This is a genomic window from Mesorhizobium sp. WSM4847, assembly GCF_055811335.1.
This window is the reverse complement of record NZ_JBVVPY010000019.1, coordinates 134,632-145,844: the sequence shown is the minus strand read 5'-3', so window position 1 is coordinate 145,844 and position 11,213 is coordinate 134,632. Positions and strand designations below refer to the sequence as shown.

General features: G+C 62.0%; 11 protein-coding genes. 3 read left to right on the top strand and 8 right to left on the bottom strand.

From position 1 onward, the window contains the following. Positions 1 to 164 precede the first annotated feature (164 nt). Together AC0L28_RS25085 and AC0L28_RS25080 are read left to right on the top strand one after the other, a co-directional pair. Positions 165 to 347, top strand: a complete 183-nt coding sequence (locus AC0L28_RS25085) for a hypothetical protein (RefSeq protein ID WP_413468436.1) — start codon at positions 165 to 167, stop codon at positions 345 to 347. A gap of 125 nt (positions 348 to 472) precedes the next feature. Next, entirely contained in the window at positions 473 to 2,029 is a 1,557-nt protein-coding gene (locus tag AC0L28_RS25080; protein WP_473480919.1) for a serine hydrolase, read from the top strand. A gap of 208 nt (positions 2,030 to 2,237) precedes the next feature. Here AC0L28_RS25080 and AC0L28_RS25075 read toward each other — a convergent pair whose 3' ends face one another. The 5 genes from AC0L28_RS25075 to AC0L28_RS25055 all read right to left on the bottom strand — a co-directional run bounded on the left by AC0L28_RS25075 (position 2,238) and on the right by AC0L28_RS25055 (position 7,127). Then, a complete protein-coding gene (locus AC0L28_RS25075) occupies positions 2,238 to 2,483 on the bottom strand; it encodes a MoaD/ThiS family protein (protein WP_023799104.1) in 246 nt (81 codons plus the stop codon). Then, on the bottom strand, positions 2,471 to 4,747 hold the full coding sequence (locus AC0L28_RS25070; protein WP_473480916.1) for a xanthine dehydrogenase family protein molybdopterin-binding subunit: 2,277 nt from the start codon (positions 4,745 to 4,747) through the stop codon (positions 2,471 to 2,473). The genes AC0L28_RS25075 and AC0L28_RS25070 overlap by 13 nt, the downstream gene beginning before the upstream one ends. Before the next feature lie 2 nt (positions 4,748 to 4,749). Next, positions 4,750 to 5,226, bottom strand: coding sequence for a (2Fe-2S)-binding protein (locus AC0L28_RS25065; protein ID WP_023799102.1), 477 nt, complete (start codon positions 5,224 to 5,226; stop codon positions 4,750 to 4,752). Further along, positions 5,226 to 6,086: an FAD binding domain-containing protein gene (locus tag AC0L28_RS25060; RefSeq protein WP_473480913.1), complete on the bottom strand. Its 861-nt coding sequence runs from the start codon at positions 6,084 to 6,086 to the stop codon at positions 5,226 to 5,228. The genes AC0L28_RS25065 and AC0L28_RS25060 overlap by 1 nt, the downstream gene beginning before the upstream one ends. Before the next feature lie 105 nt (positions 6,087 to 6,191). Next, positions 6,192 to 7,127 (bottom strand): hypothetical protein, encoded by a 936-nt coding sequence (locus AC0L28_RS25055; RefSeq protein ID WP_473480912.1) that lies wholly within the window; start codon positions 7,125 to 7,127, stop codon positions 6,192 to 6,194. Positions 7,128 to 7,277: 150 nt separating this feature from the next. On the opposite strand from AC0L28_RS25055, the gene AC0L28_RS25050 reads away from it, so the two are divergent. Beyond that, positions 7,278 to 7,544 (top strand): hypothetical protein, encoded by a 267-nt coding sequence (locus AC0L28_RS25050; protein ID WP_473480910.1) that lies wholly within the window; start codon positions 7,278 to 7,280, stop codon positions 7,542 to 7,544. Positions 7,545 to 7,614: 70 nt separating this feature from the next. On the opposite strand, the gene AC0L28_RS25045 is transcribed toward AC0L28_RS25050, so the two are convergent. The 3 genes from AC0L28_RS25045 to AC0L28_RS25035 form a co-directional block, all read right to left on the bottom strand. Next, on the bottom strand, positions 7,615 to 9,582 hold the full coding sequence (locus AC0L28_RS25045; protein WP_473480908.1) for a putative bifunctional diguanylate cyclase/phosphodiesterase: 1,968 nt from the start codon (positions 9,580 to 9,582) through the stop codon (positions 7,615 to 7,617). A 21-nt stretch (positions 9,583 to 9,603) separates the two neighbouring features. After that, positions 9,604 to 10,188 carry a putative pterin-binding protein gene (locus AC0L28_RS25040; protein ID WP_473480906.1) on the bottom strand — a complete coding sequence of 195 codons (585 nt, stop codon included), beginning with the start codon at positions 10,186 to 10,188 and terminating at the stop codon, positions 9,604 to 9,606. A gap of 282 nt (positions 10,189 to 10,470) precedes the next feature. Then, positions 10,471 to 11,160, bottom strand: coding sequence for an outer membrane protein (locus AC0L28_RS25035; RefSeq protein WP_473480904.1), 690 nt, complete (start codon positions 11,158 to 11,160; stop codon positions 10,471 to 10,473). Positions 11,161 to 11,213 lie beyond the last annotated feature (53 nt).

Here is an 11,213-nt window from a genome sequence, read left to right as displayed (position 1 = left end):
CGCATAGGCGGGGCGACGTCCGCTCCTTGCCGCAATCACGTCGTTCCGACAGGCGCGCATACGGCAAGTTTCCACCCTGAGCTGCCCTACGCGTCGGGTAGCAAGCGTCAGGCTTTCACCACTAGGCGCCGCCTCCGGCGGCTTACCGCCGCGATGCGACCGCGGTGATCGGCGCGATCGTTGGCGAATGGATCGGGTCCGACAAGGTCTTGGCGACGATCGTCGACGCGACCTTCAACTATTGGTCCGACCGGCTCGACGCCGCTATCGTGCTCTCATCGCTGTTGTCGTTCGGGTTCTTCATGACTGTCGTCGCCGCCGAGCGATGGTCCGTTCGATATTTTTGACCGGTTGGCTACCGGGATGGCCGCTTGGCGTCGCGCAGCGGACTTTGCTGTATCGCGCAGGCGAGGGCTGGCCTTCCCTGCGTCGGCCTGTAGTATGACAGTGCTTGCAGGGGAGGAGCTCGAGCGTGGGGTTGGGTCGGAATTTCCGCCGTTGGGGGACGTTGGCCTTCATCGCCGTCATGGTGCTTTCGCCGCAGGCGGCGTCGGCCGACAGCCTTACGCCCGACCGGATCACTGCCGCCCTGTCGAAGCTCGAACTGCTCGCCGAAGGTGTCGTCGCGGACGGTGCCGTACCCGGTCTCGCCATCGGGGTCGTGCATGACGACAAGGTGGTCTTTCTCAGAGGGTTCGGGCGTCGCGAGGCCGGCAAGCCGGAGACCGTCGACGCCGACACGGTGTTCCAGATCGTCTCCCTCTCCAAGCCAGTCTCGGCAACGATAGTGGCGGCGCTGGTCAGCGAGGGCATCGTATCCTGGGATGCGAAAATCGTCGATCTCGATCCCGCCTTCCGGCTCGCCGAGCCCTATCCGACCAGTGAACTCACGGTCCGCGACCTGTTTTCGCACCGCAGCGGGCTTCCCGGCACCGCCGGGGACGATCTTGAGGACATTGGCTACGATCGCGCGGAGATCCTGCGTCGTCTGCGGTTCGTGTCGCCATCGTCGAGCTTTCGCGCCGGCTACTCCTACAGCAATTTCGGACTGACTGAGGGTGCCGTCGCGGCCGCGAAGCCGACAGGCAAGTCCTGGGAAGAGGTCGCCGAGGAGAAACTCTACCGGCCGCTTAAAATGGTTTCGACCAGCTCCCGTCATGCGGACTTCATCAAGCATGCCAATCGCGCTGCGCTCCACGTCAAGATCGACGGCGTCTGGGCCGCGAAGGTAAAGCGCGATCCGGATGCGCAGGCGCCCGCGGGCGGTGTCAGCTCCACGGCGCGCGATCTCTCGCAATGGGTGCGCCTCGTGCTCGGCAATGGGGTCTACGCCGGCGAGACGCTCATTAAGGCAGATGCACTGGACCAGACGCATGTTCCCCTGATGGCGCGCGGCAGGAACCCCGTCTCAGGCGGCACGTCCTTCTACGGCCTCGGCTGGAATGTCGAATTCGGCCGGCACGGCCTGAGCTGGGGCCATGCCGGCGCCTTCAGCGTCGGCGCCCGTACCCTGGTGACAGTTTTTCCTGAGGAGAAGCTTGGCATCGTCATCGTCGCCAACGCCTTTTCGACAGGGGTGCCGGAGGGGCTGTCCGACAGTTTCGCCGATCTCGTCTTCGACGGAACGGTCGAGAAGGATTGGATCAAGGCATGGGACGATACCTATGCGGGTCTGTTCGGCCCGGCAATCGCGGCGGCCAACGCCACCTATGCCGCGCCACCGTCTCCGGCAAGCCCGGCCCGGCCAGCCAGCGCCTATGCAGGCCGTTACTCCAACGATTTCATCGGCGATGCGGTCGTGTCGACTGCGGGAGACACTCTTGTGCTCAAGGTCGGGCCGGCCGGCGCCCGGTCATATTCGTTGAAGGATTTCGACGGCGACCTCTTCCTGACCTTCCCGGACGCCGAGACGCCGGACAGGCCATCGGGCGTAGGCTTTGACATCGGCCCCGACGGCAAGGCGTCGGCGATGACCATAGAGTTTCTCAACGATAATAATCTCGGCACGCTGCAGCGCGTCGGAGATTAGAGTTCCTCTGCGCCTTCGTCATCCTGGGGCGGAGCAAGGAGCGAAGCGACGCGGCGCAGACCCTGGGATCCATTCCGTTACATAAGCCGAAGAATGCTGCGGCTCAGAATAAAAGCGCTCTGTAGCGATCTTTCGCGCCCCCTCGCGCTGTTCCTCCGCGATCAAAGGTTCTGCACCGCAGCAGCGCTCCGAGGTAAGATGGTGCCAACTATCCTCCCGCCAGTCTCGGCAGCAGGAATATCTCAGCGCCCTGCGGCAATTCCTTCGACCAGGTGTCGCGATAGATAACCCCGTCTATGGCGACTGCGATGCCGCGGTCGATGTAGGGCTCGAAGCCGGGATACTGCTCAGCCAGCTTCCTGAACAGCTCCCGAATATCCTTCGCCTCGATCTCGACCTTGCTCTTGCCTCCGGCGATTGCGCCGAGCGATCCCCAGAGCGTTACTTCGACCATCGGCCTCCCCGTTCCGCCTCGATCGCAGCCAGAATCCGCGGCGGCGACATCGGGATATGCGTCATCCGCACGCCCGCGGCGTTCGACACCGCATTGGCGATCGCCGCCAGCGGCGGCACGATCGAGGTCTCGCCGACACCCCGCACCCCGTAGGGATGGTTGGGATTGGGGATCTCGAGGATCTGCGTGTCGATCATCGGCAGGTCGGAGCAGACCGGGATGCGGTAGTCGAGGAAGCCGGGGTTCTGCAGCCGCCCGTCCTTGCCGTAGACGTACTCTTCGTTGAGCGCCCAGCCGATGCCTTGCGCGGCACCCCCCTGGTACTGCCCCTCGACATAGGTCGGGTGCACCGCCTTGCCGGCATCCTGCACGACCGTGTAGCGCAGCACCCTCGTGGCGCCGGTCTCCGGATCGACCTCGATATCGCAGATATGGGTGGCGAAGGAGACGCCGGCGCCGTCGGCGACGAGCTCGCTGTGGCCGGCGATCGGCCCGCCGGTTTTTCCTGACGCCGCCGCGATCTCCTTCAGCGACAGCGCCGCAAGGTTGCCGTACTTCTCGCCCTTGGCGATGGCATGGCCGTTTTCCCAGACCACGTCGTCGACGGGAATGTCCCACATCTGCGCGGCGCGTTCGCGCAGGATCTTGATGGCGTTGCGGGCGGCTGAGATCGTCGCCATCGAGGAGGAGAAGGTGCCGCGGCTGCCGTCCGTCATGTCGTTGTAGCCGAGGCTGGAGGTGTCGGCGACCACCGCCTTGACCTGCTCATAGGCGATGCCGAGTTCCTCGGCCGCCACCAGCGACAGCGAGGCGCGGGAACCGCCCACATCGACCGTGCCGACGGCAAGCGAGACCGACCCGTCCATGCCGATGTTGAGGTCGGTGCAGGTCTGGCCGCCGAAGTTGAACCAGAAGCCGCAAGCCATGCCGCGGCCCTGGTTCTTGCCCAGCGGCGCCTTCATGTGCGGATGGTTCTTCGCCGCCTCCAGCGTCGGGCCGATGCCGATCGGGCCGTAAACCGGGCCGTAGGACGATCTGGTGCCTTCCTGGGCGGCGTTCCTGATCCGGAACTCGACCGGATCCATGCCGATCTCCTTGGCCAGCTCGTCGACGGCACTTTCCACTGCAAACGCCGCCATCGGCGCCGATGGCGCGCGATAGGCCGCCGTCTTTGGCCGGTTGACCAGCACTTCATAGCCGACCGTCCTGACGTTAGCGAGATTGTAGCAGGCGAACGCGGTCATGGCGCCGAGCTCGGCCCACATGCCGGCATAGGGGCCGCAGGAATAGCGCAGCGTCGCCTCGGCCGCGGTGATCGTGCCGTCCTTGCGGGCGCCGATTCTGACGTCGATCGAGGTGGCACTGGTCGGCCCGGAGGCGCGGAACACCTCGTCGCGCGTCATCACCAGCTTGACCGGCCGGCCGGCCTTGCGCGAGAGCGCCAGCGCCACCGGCTCGGCCCAGACGTGGGTCTTGCCGCCGAAACCGCCGCCGATTTCCGACGAGGTGACGCGCAGCTTGGAGGCTTCCATGCCAAGCAGCTGAGCGCAGTGCTGGCGATAGACGAAATGGCCTTGCGTGCAGACCCAGAGGTCGGCGGTGCCGTCGGAACTGACGCTCGCCACGCAGGCATGCGGCTCGATATAGCCCTGGTGCGTCTGCTCGGTCTTGAAGGAGCGTTCGACGACGTAATCGGCCTGGCCAAATCCCGCATGGATGTCGCCATGGCCGTACTGGCTGCGTTTGGTGACGTTGGACGGCTTGACGGGCTTTTGCTCAAGGCCCTCGGTGAAGATGGTGTCGTCGAGCACGGGCGCCGAGTGCTTCATCGCCTCGTCGACATCGGTCACATGCGGCAGCACTTCATAGTCGACCTCGATCAGCTTCAGCGCCTGCCTTGCCGTGCGGGCGTCGACCGCGGCGACCGCGGCCACCGCATGGCCGTCATAGAGCGCCTTCTTGCGCGCCATGCAGTTGTCGAGGATGTCGTACATGGCGGCATCGCCGTCGGTGAGGTCGGGCAGGTCGGCCGCGGTGATCACCGCCTTCACGCCGTTGAGCTTCTCCGCCTTCGAGGTGTCGATCTTCCTGATCGTGGCGTGCGCGTGAGGGCTTCTCAGGACACGCCCGACCAACTGGCCGGCCATGTTGAAATCCGCGCCATAGCGCGCGCGGCCCGTTACCTTGTCGACGCCGTCGGGGCGGATGGGACGCGTGCCGACGGAGGCGAAATTGCGTCCGGAATAGCGCGGATCGAAGTTCATCGTCAGGCTCCCTTCATTACGCTTGCGGCGTCCTGGACGGCGCGCACGATCTTGTCATAGCCGGTGCAGCGGCAGAGGTTCCCGGCCAGGCCGAAGCGGATTTCCTCCTCGGTCGGGTCGGGGTTCTTGGCCAACAGGTCTTTCGCCGCGATCAGGAAACCCGGCGTGCAGACGCCGCATTGCAGCGCTGCGTGCTCGAGGAACTTCTGCTGCAGCGGGTGCAGGCTGTCGCCATGCGCCATGCCCTCGATGGTCTCGACGCGCCGGCCTTCGGCCTCCGCGCCAAGCACCAGGCACGAGCACACCAGCCGGTCGTCGAGGATGATGCTGCAGGCGCCGCAGTCGCCAGTGCCGCAGCCTTCCTTGGCGCCGGTCAGCCCGAGGCGGTCGCGCAGCACGTCGAGCAGCGTCTCGTCCGGCTGGCAAAGGTACTCGACATTGTCGCCGTTGATTGTCGTTGAAACTGCTACACCAGCCATCACTTGCCTCCTGCACGCGCATAGGCGGTCGTGGCGGCCCGCCTGGCCAGCACACCCGCAACTTTTCTTCTGAACTCGACGGTGCCCCGCTTGTCGTCGATGGGGCGGCAGGCCCCCGAGCAGACCTTGGCGAGCCGCTCAAGTGCTGCTTCGTCCAGCTTCCTGCCGATGAGGGCCTCGGCCGCCTCTTCCACCAGCAGCACCGTCGGTGCCGCTGCGCCCAGCGCCACGCGGGCCGATTTGACGACGCCTTGCTCATCGAGCGTCAGGTTCACCCCGGCGCTGACCACGGCGATGTCCATCTCCGTGCGTGGAATGAAACGCAGATAGGCATCGCCGGAGCGCGGCGCCCGCCTGTCGAGCAGGATCGCCTCGATGATTTCTCCCTTGGCGAGCGACGTCTTGCCAGGCCCGGTGGGGACTGCCTCCACCGCGACCGTGCGCCTGCCTCCTGGCCCGACAATCGATGCCCTGGCGCCGGCGGCCACCAGCGCCGGCACGCTGTCGGCGGCCGGCGAGGCGTTGCAAAGATTGCCGACGATCGTGCAGCGTCCCTGCACCTGTTTGGAGCCGATCAGCTTGGCCGCTTCGACGACGCCCGGCCATTCCCTGTTCAAGGCCGCGCTCTCTCCCATCAGGGCGCAGGGGACCGCAGCACCGATGCTGAAGCCCTCCGCCGTTTCCCCGATCTCGCCCAATCCGTCGATCGACTTGATGTCGACGATAAGGTCGGGCTCGATAAAGCCGCCTTTCATTCTCACCAGGAGGTCGCTGCCTCCGGCGAGAATGGCGGCGGTGCCGGGCGAGCCGGCCAAATGGCCAACGGCATCTTCCATTGAAAGCGGACGTATGTAGCGCATCGTCTCCCCTTGATCATCGCAATTCTGTCGGCCTGTTATAGAGCCTTGGATTGGAATGGTCATCCGGTTCTGCATGAGCAGCGATTAGGCCAGGCGCGTCCGCGTTCAGGGCGCCGGGTTGAACTGGAGCAATTTGAAACAATCGCCGCTTCCCGACTTCAACTGCGTCAGGAAACGTTTCGACCGATCGATCCATTCCTGGTGCGACCTGGCTTCGGCCTCGATCTCGTCGACCGGTCCAAGCTTGACGAAGCTGCGCCCCTTGCTGAAAAGCCAGCACGCACGGCCGAGAAGTCTTCGGCTGCGCTGGCGCAAGAGGTCGGCATCATAAAAGATGTCGAGCACCTCCTGCTTGATTTTTGCCTGTTTTTCAGGATTTGCGATCGCAACCGCGATCGAGTCTCCGCCGATCGCATCCTGCAGGTCCTTGTAGTCGAGGGCGAGCTGAGTGGTGGCATATTTGATCTCGCTCTCATCCCGGACGATGTTGAACCACAGCGCGGGATCGAGCTCGTTGACGACGAACGATGCCTCGAAGTCGCGCGATAGGTTCAGGATCTCGAACCCTTGAACCTCAACATCGCGCTCAACCAAAAGGATCTCGGCGACCTGCTTGCCGACTTCCGCCCCGTGCGCGCTGATCGCGGCGTTGGTTCCACCGAGTTCCGGACTGATATAGGGTCCGCCATCATCCAGCAGCGCATCGAATTCGCTGAGGTATTCGACGACGGCCGCCCCGCGAGCAATGCGCGCGGCCAGTTTGGCGAGAACCAGCTGGAGCTCGGTTTCGCGTTTGCGCTGCTCCTGATAATTCTGCTGAAAAAAGAAGATGAACAGGGAAACGCCAATTCCGATCAGGATCACGCCGAGTTGGGAAAAGATGTTGCGATAATACTCCAGCAGCTTTTCACGATGGCGCATGTCGTGGCGCACGCTGTGCGCCACACGAGCATTGACGATCAGCGAAAGGATCAGCAGCCCGGCACCGACCAGCATCAGGCCGCCGATGAGGAAATAGCCTTGGCCTGAACTGAAATCCATTCTTTTGCCCGCGTCCCTTAAGCCCGAGACCGCGCAGACTAATCCCATTCCGTTTCAACGCCTACGGGCACCTTCCAAAGCGCGCGCTCGCCTAATACTTTAGTTGTAATCTGTCGCGTGTTTGATATCGTGACAGTGGGAGGAATTCAGATGGCCGTGGAGTGCAAATCCGCGCCCTATATGGGCGTCTTTTCAACCATTGAACTGGATCTCTTGAGGGGTGTGGTTCGGGAAATTTTGCGGTCCGGCGAAGCGGAGCTCGACAACGAGGACGCCGAAATGATCGCGCGCGTGCTCATCGCAACCTACAAGGACGGCGCCTCGGGCCGCGAGGAATTGGTTGAAGCCGCCCGGATTGCCGCCAGGCGCTGCGCTCTCGACCATTTTTACGATCGAGCGGTCGGCTTGTTCGCATAGGATTTCGCATCTAGAGGCCGGCCGGCAGCGACGCTTTCAGGCTCGGGACCACTTCCTCTGTGCAAATGCTCTACGCAGAAAGGCCCAGCCTGAACTTGTCCGTATCTTTCATCCTGCCTCGCCTCGCAGCCAGATGGTTCGTCAGCAGATTTTCTTCGATGGGCTGTGACAGGAAAAACCCCTGAGCGCTGTGACAACGCTCGGCGATCAGGAAATCGAGCTGCGCTTCGTTTTCCACGCCCTCTGCCAGAACGGTCAAGCCGAGGGAATTGGCCAGTGCTATAATGCCTCGAACGACGTTCTGTTTTTTCTTCGACGCTTCCAGACCGCTCAAGAACGATCGGTCGATCTTCAGCCGATCGAGGTTGAAGTCGGCAAGGTAGCCGAAACTTGAATAGCCGGAGCCAAAATCGTCGAGTGCCAGACCGACGCCGATATTTCGAATTTCCGTCAGCATGTTCAAGGCGTTTCGGCTGTTCTGGATAAGCACCCCTTCCGTTATTTCCAGTTGCAGGCGCGACGGCGGCAGTCCTGTTTGTTGCAGCACCAGAACAAGGTGGGCAAAGTACGCATCGTTCTGAAGGCTTTTGCCCGACAGATTGACCGAGCAAACGAAATCATCGGCAGAAACAGGCGCCCATCGAGCTGCCTGCAGGCAAGCCTTGCTCAGCACGACCTTGTCGACTTCCAGTATCAGGTCGCTTCGTTCGGCAATTGGAATGAATGACATCGGCAGACGAATCGCGCCCGAAGCAGGATCGCGCCAGCGCACCAGCGCCTCGGCGCCGATCATGCGGCCGGTTGCCAGCTCGAACTGCGGTTGCCAAACCAGAAAGAACTCGTCGCAGTTAAGCGCACGCTTAATCCCAGCTTCTTGGCCGAGTTGCATATCGAACTGATTGAGGATTGCAGGCGAGAACGTCACGAAGCCAGAGCGTCCTTCGGCTTTGGCGACATAAAGAGCGCTGTCCGCGTTGCGCAACAGGGTGGAAATATCCGAACCATGTTCGGGGAAACACGCCATGCCGATACTGGCTCCCATCCGCACGTGGTGGCCCGCGAGTTCGGCAAACCGGTTCAATTGCTCGCGAAGCCGATTTCCGAGAGCATCGGCTGCCGCGTGCCGGTCCCCGATCGCCATGACGGCGAACTCGTCACCGCCCAAACGGATGGCGACAACTTCGTCGGGCCGTTCGACCGATTGCAGGATTTCGGCGACGGCTTTCAGCAAGAGATCACCGATGTGATGACCGAACGTATCGTTCACGCTCTTGAAATGATCCAAATCTATCAGGAAAAGCCGGAGTTGCTTGCCGGCCAGCCTTGCCCGATCCAGCATCACGTCCCTGTTGGCTGACATCCAGGCACGGTTCTTCAGTTCCGTCGTCGCGTCGCGCCAGGCCAGAAACTCCAGTTTCCTTATCGTTTCCCGACGGCCGATAAGTAATACGGCAGTTCCGATCGCCAGCAGCGACAAGACCGCCAGAGCGAATGCAATCTGGTAGTTGAATCTCTTCAGGCTTTTTTCCGCCGAATAGAGATCTACGTTGATCTCATCTCCATATTTATAATATTCGTCATTCATCCTCGCTACGAGATGCTCGAGCTCCAACCCCATTTCCTTCAAAATCTTTTCGTCGAGAGGCAGCCCGGCCGCAATCATGACATCAAGCCGTGTCACCGCGTCAACGATACGCGGAACGATACTTGCGTAGGCGGGAATCTCGCTTGCCGTCCCGGTGCCGTCGATCCGTTTGAAGCGGATGTAGACCAGGTCGTTCGCCGCCGATAACTGCTCAAGGCTGTCTGCAGAGCCGGGGGCGGCCTTGGCGAGCGATGTCATGTCCTTGAGGTGAGTTACATCGCGTATTGCAATATGGAACTCGCGGATGGCGAAAAAGCCGAACCGCGGCAGCGAATATTCGATCTTGCTGAGGCTGAGAAACAGCACGGTGATCAGGACCGCAGAGCTGGCTGCTGCAGCCGCGATGGCGGTCCCGTAGGTGACGGGAACGCGCCAGCCTTCAAAGCGTGCCATTCGAGCCACGCCGGAGCTCGATCAGCCGCCAGGCTCGAGCGTCTTGATCAGCCAGACCCACCGTGGTTTGTGGATTGGCGTGTCGAAGGCCGGGTGGTCGTTGAGCGGATAGACCAGCCGGGTCGGACCTTGCGTGCGCCGGGTCAGCAATTTTCCATTCTGGCGGGTGGCAAGCAGGAGAGGACCTTCCGTCCAATCCTGGCGCGGAATTATCTGCACATATTCGTCCACCGCCCGCAGAACAACGGAATCCTCGCCGTCCAATCCAACGAGCTTGAGCACATCGCGGAACAGGACGCCTTCAAACGTAAGCTGCCCCTTTTCAAATGGACTTGCGGTGGTGACCCGGTAGAGACCGAGCTTTTCCAGCTGTCGCAACGTGACCGGGGCCGACTTGCCGTTGCTCTGAACATTGAAGGCCACAGTGTCTGGCGACTCCGGGAGATCAACGGGCTCCAACGCCTTAGCCGGCAGGATGCCAAGCGACAGGACTGCCAGCATGATCAGACTGCGCTTAAGTGATGAAAGTTCTGTGTTGAGCAAGGATGACATGCGCAATCCTTTTCTTCTCGATGGGCCAGCACCCAGCCGTCGCCCGACCTTCATTCGGGCAGGCGGGTTTAACATTGCCATGAATGTCTGATTTTTCCGTTAGCCCTGTTCGGCCGACAAACGGGGAGAGACGCGCAACGGCGGACCTGCCGATCTCCCCGCTCGTGGCGGAGATGGTCGGCAGGCCAGAGGGGGGCGCGAAGGATCGCGGCCTCATTCCAGCTTGGGTTCCTCGCCCCGCCTTCGCCAATCTCCATCACGCGCTCACCATGACAGCGCAAAGCAAGATTGCCGAAAAACCCCGACGCGGGCCGGGGCTTTGTTCCGTCCGGCAAATCAGAACTTGTGGCTAACGCCGACCCGGATGTCGTGCGTCTCGAGATCGATGTCCGCAATCGTGTTGACACCGTCGGCTATCGAGAGATCCTGATTGCCGAAGTCGGAGTAGCGATACTCGACCCGAGCGAGCCACTTCTCGGTGAAGGCGTGCTCGACGCCGGCTCCAGCCGTCCAGCCAATATGGGTTTCGTCGTGGATCGGTATGTTGCCTTGCGGGGTGCCGGTGATCAAAGTCGCTTCATACTTGGCCGCGGCAACGCCTGCGGTGATGTAAGGCAAGGTCCGGTCGAAGGTATAGCCAGCCCGCAGCCGTGCCGAACCCGACCACTTGATTTCGCTCTTAAGCAAACCGCTAGAGAAGGTCGTCAGCCCATCTACGTCATTGTACGCAATGTCGGCTTCGGCACCGACCACGAAGCGGGTTGCCATTTCTTGATTGAAGCCGACGTGGACGCCACCGATAAAACCGTCGGGATCCAGGGGTCTGGTAACGCCGGGGTTGGCGATGAAAAAATCGGAGTTTCCGGCTGCGTAACCGACGTGAACGCCCGCATAAAGGCCGGACCAGCTGTAGGCGGCGTCAACAGGCAAAACCTCATTGACGTCCGCCGCCGACGCCATGCCGACAGGCGCGAGAATGAAGGCTGTAGCGAGAAGAATCGTTTTCATTGTTCGTTGCTGCCCCAAATGTGTTGCGTTCCCCGCCGCGGAAAAGCGCCGCGGAGATCCAGCTGTTGTGG